At 64.5% G+C, this 16,352-nt stretch carries 16 protein-coding genes; 4 read left to right on the top strand and 12 right to left on the bottom strand.

Going from position 1 to position 16,352, the window contains the following annotated elements; genetic code table 11:
• Positions 1-20 precede the first annotated feature (20 nt).
• From lptC to ACM14_RS00920, 3 genes are read right to left on the bottom strand one after another with little or no spacing between them, the layout of a single operon-like run.
• Positions 21-638: an LPS export ABC transporter periplasmic protein LptC gene (lptC, locus tag ACM14_RS00930; RefSeq protein WP_013804806.1), complete on the bottom strand. Its 618-nt coding sequence runs from the start codon at positions 636-638 to the stop codon at positions 21-23.
• Positions 635-1,195 (bottom strand): HAD family hydrolase, encoded by a 561-nt coding sequence (locus ACM14_RS00925; RefSeq protein ID WP_065344996.1) that lies wholly within the window; start codon positions 1,193-1,195, stop codon positions 635-637. Before ACM14_RS00925 ends, lptC begins: the two co-directional genes overlap by 4 nt.
• A complete protein-coding gene (locus ACM14_RS00920; RefSeq protein ID WP_013804807.1) occupies positions 1,195-2,196 on the bottom strand; it encodes an SIS domain-containing protein in 1,002 nt (333 codons plus the stop codon). The genes ACM14_RS00925 and ACM14_RS00920 overlap by 1 nt, the downstream gene beginning before the upstream one ends.
• Before the next feature lie 97 nt (positions 2,197-2,293).
• Here ACM14_RS00920 and ACM14_RS00915 point away from each other — a divergent pair, with 97 nt between their 5' ends.
• The gene (locus ACM14_RS00915) at positions 2,294-2,851 is read left to right on the top strand and encodes an adenine phosphoribosyltransferase (protein WP_012207849.1); all 558 of its coding nucleotides are present in this window, start codon (positions 2,294-2,296) and stop codon (positions 2,849-2,851) included.
• Between the two features lie 17 nt (positions 2,852-2,868).
• Here the strand turns inward: ACM14_RS00915 and ACM14_RS00910 are convergent, their stop codons facing one another.
• From ACM14_RS00910 to rpmH, 7 genes are all read right to left on the bottom strand, one after another.
• On the bottom strand, positions 2,869-3,621 hold the full coding sequence (locus ACM14_RS00910) for a hypothetical protein (protein WP_065344995.1): 753 nt from the start codon (positions 3,619-3,621) through the stop codon (positions 2,869-2,871).
• 176 nt (positions 3,622-3,797) lie between these two features.
• Positions 3,798-4,277 carry a Crp/Fnr family transcriptional regulator gene (locus ACM14_RS00905; RefSeq protein WP_013804809.1) on the bottom strand — a complete coding sequence of 160 codons (480 nt, stop codon included), beginning with the start codon at positions 4,275-4,277 and terminating at the stop codon, positions 3,798-3,800.
• Positions 4,278-4,495: 218 nt separating this feature from the next.
• Positions 4,496-5,917, bottom strand: a complete 1,422-nt coding sequence (gene mnmE / locus ACM14_RS00900) for a tRNA uridine-5-carboxymethylaminomethyl(34) synthesis GTPase MnmE (protein ID WP_065344994.1) — start codon at positions 5,915-5,917, stop codon at positions 4,496-4,498.
• A 98-nt stretch (positions 5,918-6,015) separates the two neighbouring features.
• Positions 6,016-7,728 carry a membrane protein insertase YidC gene (gene yidC / locus ACM14_RS00895; RefSeq protein WP_065344993.1) on the bottom strand — a complete coding sequence of 571 codons (1,713 nt, stop codon included), beginning with the start codon at positions 7,726-7,728 and terminating at the stop codon, positions 6,016-6,018.
• Positions 7,725-8,015 (bottom strand): membrane protein insertion efficiency factor YidD, encoded by a 291-nt coding sequence (yidD, locus tag ACM14_RS30345; protein WP_012207854.1) that lies wholly within the window; start codon positions 8,013-8,015, stop codon positions 7,725-7,727. Before yidD ends, yidC begins: the two co-directional genes overlap by 4 nt.
• On the bottom strand, positions 8,012-8,521 hold the full coding sequence (locus tag ACM14_RS00890) for a ribonuclease P protein component (RefSeq protein WP_065344992.1): 510 nt from the start codon (positions 8,519-8,521) through the stop codon (positions 8,012-8,014). The genes yidD and ACM14_RS00890 overlap by 4 nt, the downstream gene beginning before the upstream one ends.
• 58 nt (positions 8,522-8,579) lie before the next feature.
• Entirely contained in the window at positions 8,580-8,714 is a 135-nt protein-coding gene (gene rpmH / locus ACM14_RS00885) for a 50S ribosomal protein L34 (RefSeq protein ID WP_012207856.1), read from the bottom strand.
• Between the two features lie 414 nt (positions 8,715-9,128).
• On the opposite strand from rpmH, the gene dnaA reads away from it, so the two are divergent.
• The 3 genes from dnaA to gyrB all read left to right on the top strand — a co-directional run bounded on the left by dnaA (position 9,129) and on the right by gyrB (position 14,556).
• Positions 9,129-10,535 (top strand): chromosomal replication initiator protein DnaA, encoded by a 1,407-nt coding sequence (gene dnaA, locus ACM14_RS00880; RefSeq protein WP_012201941.1) that lies wholly within the window; start codon positions 9,129-9,131, stop codon positions 10,533-10,535.
• A gap of 120 nt (positions 10,536-10,655) precedes the next feature.
• Positions 10,656-11,774, top strand: a complete 1,119-nt coding sequence (gene dnaN / locus ACM14_RS00875) for a DNA polymerase III subunit beta (protein WP_012201942.1) — start codon at positions 10,656-10,658, stop codon at positions 11,772-11,774.
• A gap of 202 nt (positions 11,775-11,976) precedes the next feature.
• Positions 11,977-14,556, top strand: coding sequence for a DNA topoisomerase (ATP-hydrolyzing) subunit B (gene gyrB / locus ACM14_RS00870; RefSeq protein ID WP_065344991.1), 2,580 nt, complete (start codon positions 11,977-11,979; stop codon positions 14,554-14,556).
• 338 nt (positions 14,557-14,894) lie between these two features.
• Here gyrB and ACM14_RS30340 read toward each other — a convergent pair whose 3' ends face one another.
• Both ACM14_RS30340 and ACM14_RS00865 read right to left on the bottom strand, forming a co-directional pair.
• Complete coding sequence (locus ACM14_RS30340; RefSeq protein ID WP_084027229.1) at positions 14,895-15,374, bottom strand: DUF1643 domain-containing protein; 480 nt, start codon at positions 15,372-15,374, stop codon at positions 14,895-14,897.
• Positions 15,371-16,351 carry a hypothetical protein gene (locus ACM14_RS00865; RefSeq protein ID WP_217491948.1) on the bottom strand — a complete coding sequence of 327 codons (981 nt, stop codon included), beginning with the start codon at positions 16,349-16,351 and terminating at the stop codon, positions 15,371-15,373. The genes ACM14_RS30340 and ACM14_RS00865 overlap by 4 nt, the downstream gene beginning before the upstream one ends.
• Position 16,352: the final 1 nt, after the last annotated feature.

Genomic DNA, 16,352 nt, shown 5'->3' with positions numbered 1-16,352 from the left:
CCTGCGCTTGCGCTGGCGCCCTACTTGGTCCTGGACGGCTGCAGGGTGCCGCGCACGCGGCCCTGCAGCTTCATCACCAGATCCAGGTTGCTGTACTGCATGCTGTCGGCCGTGAAACGGTCCTTGTCACGGGTCAGCACCACGGGCTGGTTGGAACTCACGCGCTCCTCGTTGGGCCAGGCGTGCAGGAATTCGCCCTGGAATTGCAACTGCGGCTGCGGTTGTTTACCTGCTGTCACAAATGGCTCGCGCGTGACGACGGCATTGCCAAACATCTGCACCTCGGAACCATCGGCATTGCTCAGCGCCCGCTTGGCGCTGCCGCGCGTGATGCGGCCTTCAGGCGAGACCGCGAACATGCGCACGTTGTCGATTTCGAGGGTGTCGGTATCCGGATAGTGGCGGCCCATGCTGCCCTCGATCTGGCTCTTGAGCCGCCCCGTGGCGTCGAAGCTCTTGATCGAGAAATCCTTCATGAAGTAGTCGGGCTCATGCGCCACGGCCTTTTCGGTGCCGCTGGCCACGGGCTGCGGTGCATTGCGCACCAGCCACCAAGTGCCCAGCGCCAGCAGGCCCATCAGCAGCACGGGCAGGTACAGGGAAAGCCGGTCACCGACGCGGCGCCAAGCCTGGATCATGATGCGTATTCCGCCAGCAGCCCGGCATAGGCGCCACGCGCGGCCAGCAGCAGGTCGCACAGCTGGCGCACCGCCCCTTCGCCACCGCTGCGCGGCGTGATCCAGTCGGCCACGGCCAGCACCTCATCATGGGCGTTGGCCGGCGCGCAGGCAAAGGCGGAGCGCCGCATCACGGGCAGGTCCGGCCAGTCGTCGCCCATGGCTGCCGCCTGGTGCCACTGCAGGCCCAGCTCGCCCAGAATGGCCTCGGCGGCAGGCACCTTGTCTTCCGTGCCAAAGCGCGCATGCGTGACGCCCAGGTTGCCCAGCCGCAGGCGCAGGGCCGGCGAATCGCGGCCCGTCACCACGGCGGGCGTGATGCCGGCCTTTTGCAGCAGTTTCAGGCCATGGCCGTCCAGCGTGTTGAAGCGCTTGAGCACCTCGCCTTCGCCAGAGAACAGCAGGCCGCCATCGGTGAGCACGCCATCGACATCGAAGAAGGCCACCCGCACATCCTGTGCCAGCAGCAGCAGTTGTGCGTCCCAGTTCTGCACGGGCGTCAAAGGAGCGCGTGCCATCAGATCACCTTGGCGCGCATCAGGTCGCGGATATGGACCACGCCGCGCAGCTGGCGCTGCGCATCGGCCACCAGCACCGCGGTGATGCCGTGCTCCTCCATCATGCTGGCGGCGTCCACGGCCAGCGCGTCTTCGGCGATGGTGCGGGGCCCCTTGTGCATGACATCGCCGGCCTGCAGCGCGCGCAGGTCGGTGCCGGCCTCCACGCGGCGGCGCAGGTCTCCGTCGGTGAAGATGCCCTGCAGCACGCCTGCCGCATCGACGATGGCCGAACAGCCCAGGCCCTTGGCGCTCATCTCGCGCATCAGTTCGACAAAGCTGGCATCGGCCCCGACCTTCGGCAGCTCATTGCCGCTGCGCATGACATCACGCACATGGGTCAGCAGCTTGCGGCCCAGCGCACCGCCCGGATGGGAGCGCGCAAAGTCCTCGGCGCCAAAGCCGCGCGCATCGAGCAGGGCCACGGCCAGGGCGTCGCCCATGGCCATCTGCGCCGTGGTGCTGGCCGTGGGCGCCAGGTTCAGGGGGCAGGCCTCGCGCTCGACACGTGTGTCCAGCACCCAGTCGGCATGGCGGGCCAGCGTGGATTGCGCGCCGCCGGTCATGGCCACCAGCGCAATGCCCTGGCGCTTGATGGCCGGCAGCAGCGCAGCGAGCTCATCGGCCTCGCCGCTGTTGGACAGCGCCAGCACCAGGTCGATGCCGGTCACCATGCCCAGATCGCCATGGCTGGCCTCGGCCGGATGCACGAAGAACGCAGGCGTGCCCGTGGAAGCCAGGGTGGCGGCCACCTTGCGCCCGACATGGCCGCTCTTGCCCATGCCCATCACGACGACGCGGCCGGACAGCCGCAGGATGCGCTGCACCACTTCGCCGAACACGCCATCAAGGCGCTGCGACATGGCTTGAAGGGCATCGGCCTCGATGCCCAGGGTGTCGCGGGCCAGGCGCAGGGCACGGGGCGTGTCCAGCGCATCCAGGGTGGCAGCATCAGAATTCATCTGGATGATTTTAGGCGGTCTGGCCATCCGGCGGCGGCGGTCGCCATCGGGCGCCTGGGTACACTGGCCCGTCTTCTCCAGCCCCCGATCCAGCGCCATGCATACCACCCCCAGCGTCAACGACTACCTGCGCACGCACATACGCACCGTTCCCGACTGGCCGGCGCCCGGCGTGCAGTTCCGCGACATCACGCCGCTGCTGCAGGACCCGCAGGTCTTTCGCGTGATGACCGACGCCTTCGTGCACCGCTACATGCAGCGCGGCATGCGCCCCGATGTGGTGGCCGGGCTCGATGCGCGCGGCTTCATCCTGGGCGCCGTGGTGGCCCACGAATTGGGCGTGGGATTTGTACCCATCCGCAAAAAGGGCAAGCTGCCCTTCACCACGGTGGAGGAAACCTATGAACTCGAATACGGCAGTGCCACCGTGGAGCTGCACACCGACGCCGTCAAGGCGGGCGACCGCGTGCTGCTGATCGACGATCTGATCGCCACCGGCGGCACCATGATGGCCGGCAAGCGGCTGCTGGAAAAACTCGGCGCCACCGTGATCGAGGGCGCGGCCATCGTGGACCTGCCCGAGCTGGGCGGCTCCACCTTGCTGCGCGATAGTGGACTGCCGCTGTTCACGCTGGTGGATTTCGCCGGCCACTGAGCCAGGCCGCAGCCCGGTCAGCGCAGTTCGCCGTACTGGGTGACGCCCAGGTCCAGGTGGTCCAGCGTGCTGTGGGGAAAGTCCGCACCGCGATCGCCTGCGCCCGGCCCGAGCAAGGGGCCCGAGCGGCGCACACCAGCGGGAGCCGCTGCAGCAGAGCCTGCAGAACCCGCTCCCCGCCCGGCTGCGGGCATGGCTGCCACGGCGAGCTTGAAGGCCGCCATTTCCTGATCGTCTATGGGTTCGAAGGGCGCCATGTCCTGCCTGCGGCGCTGGGGCGCTGCCGCCTCCATCGCGGCCGCCAACGGGACGGCCATGGGCGGAGCGGGACGCGGGGCGCGCGTCGCAGCGGAATGCACCTGGGCTTGGGCCTGGGCTGCAGCGTTCTGGTCGCTGACCCGCCAGTACACGGCCGTCACGACCGCACCCATACGGGCCTTGGCCGCCTGGGCCAGCATGGCCTCGATCTCGCTGAGCCGCGCGGTTTCGCTGGCATAGGCCCGCGCCAGGTCCATCATCACCACGAAGCGCTGACCCACGTTGTCCAGCGAGAGCACCTTGAACTTGTAGCTGGCCGACAACACACCGGCACGCACCATGACATCGCGCACCACACCGTAGAGCTGCTCACGGCGCTCGGAACGCTCGCTGCGGCGCCCGCCGGGCCCTGCATCACGACGCGCCACGGCACTGGCCTGGCCATCGTCTCCGGGCGAACCACGGCCCTGCTCCGGCACAGGCTTGCGGGAAAACCAGTTGAACACAGACATGGGGGCTCTCATTGTCACGAATAGTCACAAACTCGCGGCATTGTGCCTGCAACTTTGCGACATTTCGAGCACGGGCGCAGCAAAACCGCTGTATCAATTTGTCGCAGCGCAAAGGCCGGCCTGTCACCGCCCCGCGCCCGCAGAGCGCCCCGCCCCAGGTGCTGCCCGGGAGCCTTTCAGGTACTGGCCACCCGGCGGCGGCTGTCCACCGCACGGCGGGCAAGCACCTGGCCGGCCGCCATGACCAGGGCCAGCGCCACACCGGGCTGGCGATTGCTGAGTTCGGCGAAGCGCATGGCCGTCAGGCACCAAAGCCGTCCCGGCGCAGCCGCCTGCACGGTGGCATGGCGCGCACGGTGGGCGAAGAAGGCGCCCTCGCCCAGGATGGAGCCCGGGCCGACGATGGCCAGGCGGATGCGCTCCTTCGCATCCTGGTAGTGCACGCTGAGGCTGCCGGACTCCACGAAGTACAGATTGCGGTCCAGCGAACCTTCGGCAAACAGCAGCTCGCCCGCCGCCAGCATGACCGGCACCAGGTAGGGCGCCAGCAGATCCCATTGCTCCAAGGTCAGCGCGTTCTGCACACCATCGACAGCCACGGCCGACGACATGGCCTGGGCCAGTGGCCGCAAATCATTGTGGGAGGAAGAAGACATGGCGGATCCGGTTCGAAGTGGGCCGCGCACCCGCGCCAGGGCTGCGCCCGGCGGCAGGCAGCGACGAGGGCCGCTGCGGCACGCCGCATGCTAAGCGACGGCAGCGGGCACGCCAATGCCGACAAGCGGGTTTTCGTCGGCAAATTTTGTAGCAAAAGATAAGTATTGCAGCAACTCTGCCGGCTGTGCGAATGGGTCGGGGCCATCCGGCAGCCCGGTCACTTGCCGATGCAGAAGCTGGAAAAGATCACGCCCAGCAGATCGTCGGAGCTGAATTCCCCGGTGATGGAGTTCAGCGAGACCTGGGCCAGGCGCAGTTCCTCGGCCAGCAAGTCCAGGTGGGCGGCCTGGGCCGCCAGCTGCAGCTCGGCCTCCTGCAGGTGGGCGGCCACGGCCTGCAGTGCCTCCACATGGCGCGCGCGCGCCAGGTACAGGCCTTCTGGGGCCGACTGCCAGCCGGCCACGTCCAGCAGGCGCCGGCGCAGTGCATCCAGGCCGTCGCCCGTGCGTGCCGACAGTGCCACGCTGCCTTCACGGCCGCCATGCTCCTGCATCCGGGCGGGTTCCGCGCGATCGGTCTTGTTCCAGACGTCGATGACGGGCACCTGGCGCGGCAGCTTCTGGGCCAGGGTTTCGGCAATGGCGGCATCGGCCGCGAGGTAGTCGTGCTCGCCCATGCGTGTGAGGTCGTGCAGGAAGAGCACGGCATCGGCCGCGGCGATCTCGTCCCAGGCGCGCGCGATGCCGATGCGCTCGACCTCGTCGCTGCTCTCGCGCAGGCCTGCCGTGTCGATCACATGCAGGGGCACGCCCTCGATCTGGATGGTCTGCTGCACCTTGTCGCGCGTGGTGCCGGCAATCGGGGTGACGATGGCCAGCTCCGCACCGGCCAGCGCGTTGAGCAGCGAGCTCTTGCCCGCGTTGGGCTGGCCCGCGATCACGACCTTGATGCCTTCGCGCAACAGCGCACCCTGGTGGGCGCGCGACAGCACCTGGTCCAGCTTGCCACGCAGCCGCGCGAGCTGGCCGCTGGCATCGGCCTTTTGCAGGAAGTCGATCTCTTCCTCGGGAAAATCCAGCGTGGCCTCGACCAGCATGCGCAGGTGCACCAGCGCGTCGCGCAGGCCATGGATTTCCTCGGAAAAAGCGCCCGACAGCGAGCGGCTCGCACTGCGCGCGGCGGCCTCGGTGCTGGCGTCGATCAGGTCGGCAATGGCCTCGGCCTGGGCCAGGTCGATCTTGTCGTTGAGAAAGGCGCGCTCGGTGAATTCACCGGGCTGGGCCAGGCGCAGGCCCGGCAGCACGCTGCGATGGTCTTCGCCAGAGGCTTGTGCAGCCTCCAGGCAGCGCGCCAGCAGCAGTTGCAGAACGACGGGGCCGCCGTGGGCCTGCAACTCCAGCACATCCTCGCCGGTATAGCTGTGCGGCGCCGGGAAGAACAGGGCCAGGCCGTGGTCGATGGGGCCGCCCTGGGCATCGCGAAACGGCAGATAGGTGGCCTCGCGCGGCTTGAGGTCGCGCCCGCACAGCGCCCGCACCAGCGGCGCCACGCCCTTGCCGGACACACGCACGATGCCCACGGCACCCCGCCCCGGGGCGGTGGCGATGGCGGCGATGGGGTCGTTGTGGCGGGGCAGCATGGATGGAGCTTTCTTGGGAGGGATTTCAGGCCGCCGATGATAGGCCGCCCATGAAAAAGCCCGCCGAAGCGGGCTTTGGAGCCAGGGCCTTCGCAGGCTTACTTGGTCGGCGTGGACTTGCCGAATTTGGGCAGGTTGAACTGCGGCGGCACGCCCATACGGGTGTTGATGATCCACTGCTGGGCGATGGACAGGATGTTGTTCGTCAGCCAGTACAGCACCAGGCCGGCCGGGAAGAAGAAGAACATCACGCTGAAGACCAGGGGCATGATCCACATCATCTTGGCCTGCATCGGATCCGGCGGAGCGGGGTTCAGCGCGGTCTGCAGCAGCGAGGACAGGGTCATCAGCACGGGCAGGATGAACAGAGGATCCTTGGCCGACAGGTCGGTGATCCAGCCGATCCACGGCGCGTTGCGGATTTCCACGCTGGACAGCAGCACCCAGTACAGCGCGATGAATACCGGGATCTGGATGATGATGGGCAGGCAGCCGCCCATGGGGTTGACCTTTTCCTCGCGGTAGATGCGCATCATCTCCTGCTGCATCTGCTGGGGCTTGTCCTTGAGACGCTCACGCATTTCCATGATGCGCGGGTTGATGGCCTTCATCTTGGCCATCGAGGAGTAGGCCTTGGCATTGAGCCAGTAGAAGGCGATCTTCAGCAGCAGCACCAGGGCCACGATGGACCAGCCCCAGTTGCCCAGGAAGCCGTGCAGCTTGTCCAGCAGCCAGTACAGCGGCTTGGCCAGGATGGTCAGCCAGCCATAGTCCTTGACCAGCTCCAGCCCGGGCGCCAGCGATTCCAGGCGCTTTTCGATCTGGGGACCGGCGAACAGGCGCGCTTCCACGCTCTTGCTCTGGCCAGGCTCGATGGTGCCCACCGGCGTGATCATGCCGACGGCGTAGAGGTTGTTGTCCACCTTGCGCAGGAAGTTGTCGCGCTGGATGCCTTCGGCCAGCAGCCAGGCGCTGGCGAAGTAATGCTGGACCATGGCCACGTAGCCGCCCGAGGACGACTTCTCGACGCTGGCCTTGCCGCTCTCGATGTCCTTGAACTCGACCTTCTGGTACTTCTTCTCGTCGGTGTAGACGGCCGGGCCCGTGAAGGTGGAGTACATGGTGGACTGTTCGCCTTCGGGCTTGTTGCCGTCGCGCACCAGTTGCAGGTACAGCTGCGGGCTCACGGCCGCCGTGCCGGTGTTCACCACTTCATGGCGCACGCCGATGTCATAGGCGCCGCGCTTGAGCGTCCAGATCTTGACCAGCTTCACGCCACCCATGTCGGGCGACTCGAAGCGCAGTTCCATCTGGTCCTCGCCGTCCTTGAGCTCGCGCGCGCCGGGCAGCGCGGTCATGGTCGTCTTGTGCGTGGGGAAACCGCCGCCGATCAGGCCCGACTGGCCCAGGTACACGCGGTGCACGCTCTCGTCGAACAGCACCACGGGCTTGTCCTTGTGCACGGAATCCGCGTACTTGAGCAGTTCGGCATGGCGCAGCGTGCCGCCCTGGCTGTCGAAGGTCAGGCGCAGCACGTCGGTGCTGATGGTGACGTTCTGGCGCGGGGCTGCCTCGGGCGCGGCGGCAGCGCCGCCAGGCACTTCGCCGGCACCGGCCGTTGCCGCAGCAGCCGCCGAGGGCACGCTGGCATCGCCGGGCGCCTTGCCCGTTTCAGGTGCCGGGGCCGTGGCGACGGCAGGCGCGGGGAAGAAAGTGGCCTTCTTGCCGCTGTGCACTTGCCATTTGTCCCATAGCAAGACCAGCGAAAAGCCAAATATCACCCACAGGATGGTGCGGCGAATATCGTTCATGAAGACTTCTTAGGTGAGGAAGGTTGGGTGTTTTCGGGCGCAGCCGTCAGGCTGGTGAACAGCCTGGGCTTTTGCTCTGGCACAGGGTCATGCCCCCCGTCACACCACGGATGACAGCGCGCCAGGCGGCGCAGCGTCAGGTAGGAGCCTACCGCAGCGCCGTGTTGCTCCAACGCTTCAAGGGAATAGGCCGAGCAGGTGGGCGTGAAGCGGCAGGCCGAGCCCAGCCAGGGACTGAGCATCAGCCGATAGCCGCGCACCAGCGCCATCAGCAGCCGCTGCATCATGGCGCAATCCCGATGCTCTCGCCAGCGGCTGCGGCGCGTTCCTGTGCGGGCTGCGGCAGCTCGGGCGCCGGCTGCGACAGGCGTTTCGCCGCATAGGCGAACAACTGCTGCAGCTCGGCGCGCACGGCCTGCCGGAGCACATCAGAAGTGGCGCTCACGAACTGGCGCCGGTCAAAGCCCGAGCGCAGCCGCACTACATGGGCGCCTTGGAGCATCAGGGTCTCATGCTCGCTGCCCACGGCATAGATCTGCCGCTTGATGGTGTGTCGCGTCACCGAGCGGCGCGCCCAGCGCTTGGGCACCATGGCGCCCAGCCAGGCATCCCGGCGCACGGCGCCAACGCCGAACAGGGCCTGCGGGTCTTGCGACCCGGGCCCTGTCGGTGGCGCCATAGCGCCGCCCTGCTCCGTCAGAACGAGACGGTGCAGGGCGAAATGCGCGGTACGCGATACCGTACCGGCAGCCATGGCGGCCTGAAACTGCGGACGTGTTTTCAGCCGTTGCATGCCAGCACCCCGTTCAGGGGTTCAGTGCAGCGAGCAAACCGCCCAGCAATGGCTGGCCTTAGACGGCCAGACGCTTGCGGCCCTTGGCGCGGCGAGCGTTGATCACGGCGCGGCCGCCCTTGGTCTTCATGCGGACCAGAAAGCCGTGGGTGCGGGCGCGACGGGTCTTGGAGGGTTGGTAAGTACGTTTCATGTTGGTTCCTAGAGAAGGTTCAGTTTTGCACCGGTCCCGTATCCGGCACGCTACACGCAGTGCAGCCAGCAGCCGCCACAAAGGCAAACCGCCAGGCCACCTGCCAAAAATCTGCACGATGCACTTGCCATGTGCAGCCCAAGGAGCAACCCCGAGAGGTTTCGCCCAAGGCCGCCAGCGGCAGCATGCAGACCCGATGCAGACGGGCGGGACATATCACCCTGAACACATTCAGGGAAACCCGCGATTATCACAGCGTTGTCCACTTGATGCAATGCCCTTCGAACCCGAAGGATGCCTGCCCATTTTGCGACAAGGCGGAGGACAAGCTCCTGATATTTTGTGGATAACTTCCGCAAAAGCTACAATGGCAGCCTCGCAACAGTTCCTCCTATCCACAACTAGACTTCGACAATGACAGAGGAACCTACGAACGATGCAGGCCAGGGCCTGTGGCAAGTCTGCGTTGAGCAACTGGGGCAGGAAATGCCCGAACAGCAGTTCAACACCTGGATCAAGCCCCTGACCGCGCACGTCGCCGAAGACTTCTCCAAAGTCACCGTCTACGTGGCCAACCGCTTCAAGCTCGACTGGATCCGCGCCCAATATGCAGGCCGCATCTCGGCCATGCTGGAGTCGCTCTATGGCCAGCCGGTGACGCTTGAGTTGGCACTCGCTCAGCGGGAAAGCGTTGTGCGGACTTACGTCCGCCCCTCCTCCAGCGAGCGCTCGGCCCCGCCGGAAACCATTGTCACCTCGGTGCCCACGGTCACCAGCGAAGACGCGGCAGCGCCCGTCTTTCGCACGCGCCTGAACGCCGCGCTGACCTTCGAGACCCTGGTGGAAGGTACAGCCAACCGCATGGCACGCTCGGCCGCCATGCATGTGGCGGGCTCGCCCGGACACCTGTACAACCCGCTGTTCATCTACGGCGGCGTGGGCCTGGGCAAGACCCACCTGGTGCATGCCGTGGGCAACAAGCTGCTGGCCGACAAGCCCGACGCCAAAGTTCTCTACATCCACGCCGAGCAGTTCGTCTCGGATGTGGTCAAGGCCTACCAGCGCCGCACTTTTGACGAATTCAAGGAGCGTTACCACTCGCTGGATCTGCTGCTGATCGACGACGTGCAGTTCTTCGCCAACAAGGACCGCACGCAGGAGGAGTTCTTCAACGCCTTCGAGGCGCTGCTGGCCAAGAAGAGCCACATCGTGATGACCTCGGACACCTATCCCAAGGGTCTGGCGAACATCCACGAGCGGCTGGTATCGCGCTTCGACTCCGGGCTGACGGTGGCCATCGAGCCGCCCGAGCTGGAGATGCGCGTGGCCATCCTGATCAACAAGGCCCGCGCCGAGAACGCCGAGATGCCCGAGGAAGTCGCCTTCTTCGTGGCCAAGAACGTGCGCTCCAACGTGCGCGAGCTCGAAGGCGCGCTGCGCAAGATCCTGGCCTATTCGCGCTTCAACCAGAAGGAAGTCTCCATCCAGCTGGCCCGCGAGGCCCTGCGTGATCTGCTGTCCATCCAGAACCGCCAGATCAGTGTGGAGAACATCCAGAAGACGGTGGCCGATTACTACAAGATCAAGGTGGCCGACATGTACAGCAAGAAGCGCCCGGCCAGCATCGCCCGGCCGCGCCAGATTGCCATGTACCTGGCCAAGGAATTGACCCAGAAGAGCCTGCCCGAGATCGGCGAGCTGTTCGGCGGGCGCGACCACACCACCGTGCTGCATGCGGTGCGCAAGATCGCCGGCGAACGCCAGCAACTGACCGAGCTGAACCAGCAGCTGCACGTGCTGGAGCAAACTCTCAAAGGTTGATGAAAACTCCCCCGTTCTGGTCGTATGTACGCGGCAAAATGGGGGATTCGAGCGGCAAGAGGGGCTCATTTGTGAGCCGCCGCTCCTACCGAGACCCGCATCCTTAAATCAGAGGTTGACATGATCGTCCTGAAAGCCACACAAGACAAAGTTCTCGCGGTCCTGCAATCGGTGTCCGGCATCGTCGAACGCCGCCACACGTTGCCCATCCTGGCCAACGTGCTGATCAAGAAGACCGGCAACGCATTGCAGCTGACCACCAGCGACCTGGAAATCCAGATCCGCACCACCGCCGAGCTCGGCGGCGACACCGGCGACTTCACCACCACCGTGGGCGCGCGCAAGCTGATCGACATCCTCAAGACCATGCCCGGCGACCAGACCGTGAGCCTGGAGACACAGCAGGCCAAGATGGTGCTCAAGGGCGGCAAGAGCCGCTTCACGCTGCAGACCCTGCCGGCCGAGGACTTCCCGCTGGTGCAGGAGGCTGCGGCCTTCGGCCCTTCCTTCAGCGTGCCGCAGAAGGTGCTCAAGGACCTGCTGGGCCAGGTCTCCTTCGCCATGGCCGTGCAGGACATCCGCTACTACCTCAACGGCATCCTGTTCGTGGCCGAGGGCAAGCAGCTGTCCCTGGTGGCCACCGACGGCCACCGCCTGGCCTTCGCAAGCAGCCAGCTGGACGTGGAAGTGCCCAAGCAGGAAGTGATCCTGCCGCGCAAGACCGTGCTGGAGCTGCAGCGCCTGCTGTCGGATGCCGGTGGCGAGAACCAGCCCCACATCGAGATGCAGTTCGCCAACAACCAGGCCAAGTTCACCTTTGGCGGCATGGAGTTCGTGACCAAGCTGGTCGAGGGCAAGTTCCCCGACTACAACCGTGTCATCCCGCGCAACCACACCAACAGCGTGACCCTGGGCCGCGCCCCGCTGCTGGCCAGCCTGCAGCGCACGGCCATCATGACCAGCGACAAGTTCAAGGGCGTGCGCCTGACGGTGGAGCCCGGCACCTTGCGCGTGGCGTCCAACAACGCCGAGCAGGAAGAGGCCATGGACGAGCTGGACATCGACTACGGTGGCGACACCATCGAGATCGGCTTCAACGTCACCTACCTGATCGACGCCCTGTCCAACATGAGCCAGGACATGATCAGGATCGACCTGCAGGACGGCAACAGCTCGGCCCTGCTGACCATCCCCGAGAACGACAGCTTCAAGTACGTCGTGATGCCCATGCGCATCTGACCGCGCGCCACACGACACCGATGCCTGACACATTGCGCAGCCCCTGCACCCGCCGCCCGGTGGCACAAGCCGGTGCAAGGCGCGCAACCACCCTACCCGACTCGTAGCCCGCAGCGCGCGTCCCTACGCACCGCGCCAGCGGCCGAATCGAACATTTTCAAGCGAAGCGACAGCTTCCGACGGAACTACCCCAGGGCCTTCCATGACCGACGAGAACAAGCCAGAAAACCAGACCATTGCCCCCGAAGGCTCAGACTCCAGCGGCTATGGCGAAGGTGCGATCCAGATCCTCGAAGGCCTGGAGGCCGTGCGCAAGCGCCCCGGCATGTACATCGGCGATACCTCCGATGGCACGGGCCTGCACCACCTGGTCTTCGAAGTGGTGGACAACTCCATCGACGAAGCCCTGGCCGGCTACTGCGACGACATCCTGGTCACCATCCATGCCGATGGCTCCCTGTCCGTCATCGACAACGGCCGCGGCATCCCCACGCGCGTGAAGATGGACGACAAGCACGAGCCCAAGCGCTCGGCGGCCGAGATCGCCCTCACCGAACTGCACGCGGGCGGCAAGTTCAACCAGAACAGCTACAAGGTCTCGGGCGGCCTGCACGGCGTGGGCGTGTCCTGCGTGAACGCGCTGTCCATCTGGCTCAAGCTCAACGTGCGCCGCGATGGCGAGGTCTACGAAATCGACTTCTCGCGCGGCCAAGTGCAGAACCGCCCGATCGAGATCGTGGACGGCGTCGAGGTCTCGCCCATGCGCGTGGTCGGCAAGAGCGACAAGCGCGGCACCAAGGTCCACTTCCTGCCCGACACGGAAATCTTCACGCAGAACCATGAGTTCCGCTACGAGATCCTGGCCAAGCGCCTGCGCGAACTGTCCTTCCTGAACAACGGCGTGCGCATCCGCCTCAAGGACGAGCGCGACGGCCGCGAAGACGACTTCTCCGGCGCCGGCGGCGTCATGGGCTTCGTGCAGTTCATCAACGCCAACAAGAAGGTGCTGCATCCCACGGCCTTCCACGCCAACGGCACGCGTCCTGCGGAAAGCTACGGCGGCATCCCCGGCACCGAGATCGGCGTCGAAGTCGCCATGCAGTGGAACGACAGCTATGCCGAGCAGGTGCTGTGCTTCACCAACAACATCCCGCAACGCGACGGCGGCACCCACCTGACGGGCCTGCGCGCCGCCATGACGCGCGTGATCGGCAAGTACATCGAGCAGAACGAACTGGCCAAGAAGGCCAAGGTCGAGGTCAGCGGCGACGACATGCGCGAAGGCCTGTGCTGCGTGCTGTCCGTGAAGGTGCCCGAACCCAAGTTCAGCAGCCAGACCAAGGACAAGCTGGTCTCCAGCGAAGTGCGCGCGCCCGTGGAGGACATCGTCGCCAAGGCGCTGACCGACTACCTGGAAGAAAAGCCCAACGACGCCAAGATCCTGTGCAGCAAGATCGTCGATGCCGCGCGTGCCCGCGAGGCCGCGCGCAAGGCCCGCGAGATGACGCGCCGCAAGGGCGTGCTCGACGGCATGGGCCTGCCCGGCAAGCTGGCCGACTGCCAGGAAAAGGACCCGGCGCTGTGCGAGATCTACATCGTCGAGGGTGACTCCGCCGGCGGCTCCGCCAAGCAAGGTCGCGACCGCAAGTTCCAGGCCATCCTGCCGCTGCGCGGCAAGATCCTGAACGTGGAAAAGGCCCGCTACGAAAAGCTGCTGACCAGCAACGAAATCGTCACCCTGATAACGGCCCTGGGCACCGGCATCGGCAAGGCCACGGCCGAATCGGGCAAGAGCGGCAGCGACGACTTCGACCCCAACAAGCTGCGCTACCACCGCATCATCATCATGACCGACGCGGACGTGGACGGCGCCCACATCCGCACCCTGCTGCTGACCTTCTTCTACCGCCAGATGCCGGACCTGGTCGAGCGCGGCCACATCTACATCGCCCAGCCGCCGCTGTACAAGGTCAAGAACGGCAAGGAAGAGCTGTACATCAAGGACGGCCCCGCGCTCAACCAGTACCTGCTGCGCATCGCGCTGATGAACGCCAGCGTCAGCACCGGCGGTGCCAACCCGCGCACGCTGGACGGCGAGGAACTGGCCAAGCTGGCCAACATGCACCTGGCCGCCGAGACCGTCATCGACCGCCTGTCCAACTTCATGGATGCCGAGGCCCTGCGCGCCATCGCCGACGGCGTGCAGATCACGCTGGACAGCATCGAGGCGGCCCAGGCCTGCGCCCCCATCCTGGAAGCCAAGCTGCGCGAGTTGACCACCACGGGCGTGCCCGCAGAGGTCACGGCCGAAATCGACCCGGTCTCCGAAAAGCCCGTGCTGCGCATCAGCCGCCACCACCACGGCAACATCAAGAGCTCCATCCTCACCCAGGAGTTCGTGCGCAGCCACGACTACGCCGCGCTGGCCGACGAAGCCCAGAACTTCAACGGCCTGCTGGGCGAAGGCGCCAAGGTCACGCGTGGCGAGGGCGAAAAGGCCAAGAGCGACAAGGCCGGCGACTTCCGCCAGGCCATGCAATGGCTGCTGCACGAAGCCGAACGCACCACGGCCCGCCAGCGCTACAAGGGCCTGGGCGAAATGAACCCCGAGCAGCTGTGGGAAACCACCATGGACCCCACCGTCCGCAGCCTGCTGCAGGTGCAGATCGGCGACGCCATCGAGGCGGACCGCGTGTTCACCATGCTCATGGGCGATGAAGTGGAGCCACGCCGGGAATTCATCGAGACGAATGCGCTGCGGGCGGGGAATATTGACGTGTAAGGCCTAGGCATATTGTCGAATGCCGCCATTGGTGAAAACTTTGACAAAGGTGATGAAAAAGAGCCCGGATTGCTTCGGGCTCTTTTTTCTGGTTATCTTGAAACTCAGGAGGCTGAGGACACGTTTGAAGTTGAACGCCAACACGTTCGGGCTTACTTCAGTTGCCACATTCTGGATACCTCAGCTACGAAGTGCATCCAGTCCATCCAATGTTTGAGCGTACCGAGGACATGTTCGATGATGCTTTCTCACACCGTAGTGGCATTGAGCTTTCATCGAACACACAGGGTTGGACTGCCTCCACTCCAGTAGTCACTGCCGACTGTTGACTTAATACCCTAGTAAGGAACTGTCTCTGCGTCTGCTCTAACGTACAAGGGATGTTTCGGCATACCGGTGTTCGTGATGGCTAGAGCTTCCAATCGCTGCTGAAAGCGCCCTCGGACAGCGTCAGAACGCCCCATGAGCGTCCCACCGTTTCCCCATGCCGCGATTGCAATATCAGCCATCGACACTGCGCGGTCGATCCAGGAGTCATTGTCCGGCCCAACTGGCGCGGTATGCGCCTGCAAGGCCCGGGGATCTGTCGATCGGAGTGCAAACAGATTGACCATCACCAGCAACCCCGCGTCACGGCGCTTCGCAAATCCAATGCACCGCCTGATCGTTGGATCATCGATGGTCGCATCAGCCGTCGAAGGATTTAAACCAATGAAGGTGACAACCCGATCCGAAAGCCCGATCTGACGTGACAACAAATAGCGGTATTGGCCGCAGTCAGAAATTACGGCTGCAGGTATGTGGGGATAAAAATTCATTGACTCTTATGACCGCTGTCTTCGGGAAGACTCTTGCCCTTTGCAGGGGTTGGCTCAGCTGGCTTCTTCTCGCCTGCAGGTTTGAAGGCAAGTTTCCGCTGCTCTACCTCCTTCGTTGAGGTATCCATTGGTATTTGAGCGGAGCCAGCATTCTTCAACCCCTCAACAGTCCCTTTTTTCTTTGCCGCATCTTCGCAGCTCGAATCTGGCGCCTTCTGCCTTATTTCGTAGCCGGCTGATTCGAGCGTCTTTGCGAGCGTAACTCCGAACCATCCAGGCGCTACGGTAGCCAATAACGCCAACACAGCAATGATCAGGGTAACAACGGTGACCAGAGCTCCTGTAGCGGCTTTTAACGTGGACATCGCCCCGTCAAACCTGGTGCCGAAATCACTGGTTCGTTTTTCAAGGTCAGCCAAGTGGCGCTGCAACATGAGAGGCGAGAACACTTGTTCAGTCATGTTTGCAAGCAGCGACGCCTTTATGTCGACCTGCCCCTGCGACGCACCATTGTAAGTTTTGGCAGAAACTCTATCAAGGTCGGCATAGACGATAAGGAACATCGGCTCGCCACGTTCAACAACAACGTCAGCCGGTCCAGCGTTGTATACGCTGAACAGCAGCTTTCCATCCCAACCCGGGTCGACATGGAAGCCTGAGACGTTTATCAAACCTTTGAATTTGTACCCTGCTCTAATGGAAATTAAAGCGAGCGCATCTTTAGGGACTCGCACGCTTTCAAGCGTCATCAAGAAAGCAAACTGACCAGGGCGAATTCGAAGCAGATTGTCAGGCGGATCTTTTAGAACACTGACTAGTGCAGCCGAGGGGGCACTAGATGCGAATTTGTCAGAGGTTGCAAAAACCTGATCACCAACGGATAGGCGATAGGATGCACAGTCCAAATTCTTTACGTTAAAGCCACCAATCAGCCCGGGAAGGCGCAAAGCGAGCTCTTCTCCACTCCAGAACGCCACT

The organism is Delftia sp. JD2 (genome assembly GCF_001682645.1).
Taxonomy (GTDB): Bacteria; Pseudomonadota; Gammaproteobacteria; order Burkholderiales; family Burkholderiaceae_C; genus Comamonas; species Comamonas acidovorans.
Note: the sequence above shows the minus strand (reverse complement) of the source record. Positions and strands in the feature narration are given on the sequence as shown.

Bases quoted from the DNA above. Each gene is read 5' to 3' on its own strand.
- lptC (WP_013804806.1), bottom strand. From the start codon at position 638: ATGATCCAGGCTTGGCGCCGCGTCGGTGACCGGCTTTCCCTGTACCTG.
- ACM14_RS00925 (WP_065344996.1), bottom strand. From the start codon at position 1,195: ATGGCACGCGCTCCTTTGACGCCCGTGCAGAACTGGGACGCACAACTG.
- ACM14_RS00920 (WP_013804807.1), bottom strand. From the start codon at position 2,196: ATGAATTCTGATGCTGCCACCCTGGATGCGCTGGACACGCCCCGTGCC.
- ACM14_RS00915 (WP_012207849.1), top strand. From the start codon at position 2,294: ATGCATACCACCCCCAGCGTCAACGACTACCTGCGCACGCACATACGC.
- ACM14_RS00910 (WP_065344995.1), bottom strand. From the start codon at position 3,621: ATGTCTGTGTTCAACTGGTTTTCCCGCAAGCCTGTGCCGGAGCAGGGC.
- ACM14_RS00905 (WP_013804809.1), bottom strand. From the start codon at position 4,277: ATGTCTTCTTCCTCCCACAATGATTTGCGGCCACTGGCCCAGGCCATG.
- mnmE (WP_065344994.1), bottom strand. From the start codon at position 5,917: ATGCTGCCCCGCCACAACGACCCCATCGCCGCCATCGCCACCGCCCCG.
- yidC (WP_065344993.1), bottom strand. From the start codon at position 7,728: ATGAACGATATTCGCCGCACCATCCTGTGGGTGATATTTGGCTTTTCG.
- yidD (WP_012207854.1), bottom strand. From the start codon at position 8,015: ATGATGCAGCGGCTGCTGATGGCGCTGGTGCGCGGCTATCGGCTGATG.
- ACM14_RS00890 (WP_065344992.1), bottom strand. From the start codon at position 8,521: ATGCAACGGCTGAAAACACGTCCGCAGTTTCAGGCCGCCATGGCTGCC.
- rpmH (WP_012207856.1), bottom strand. From the start codon at position 8,714: ATGAAACGTACTTACCAACCCTCCAAGACCCGTCGCGCCCGCACCCAC.
- dnaA (WP_012201941.1), top strand. From the start codon at position 9,129: ATGACAGAGGAACCTACGAACGATGCAGGCCAGGGCCTGTGGCAAGTC.
- dnaN (WP_012201942.1), top strand. From the start codon at position 10,656: ATGATCGTCCTGAAAGCCACACAAGACAAAGTTCTCGCGGTCCTGCAA.
- gyrB (WP_065344991.1), top strand. From the start codon at position 11,977: ATGACCGACGAGAACAAGCCAGAAAACCAGACCATTGCCCCCGAAGGC.
- ACM14_RS30340 (WP_084027229.1), bottom strand. From the start codon at position 15,374: ATGAATTTTTATCCCCACATACCTGCAGCCGTAATTTCTGACTGCGGC.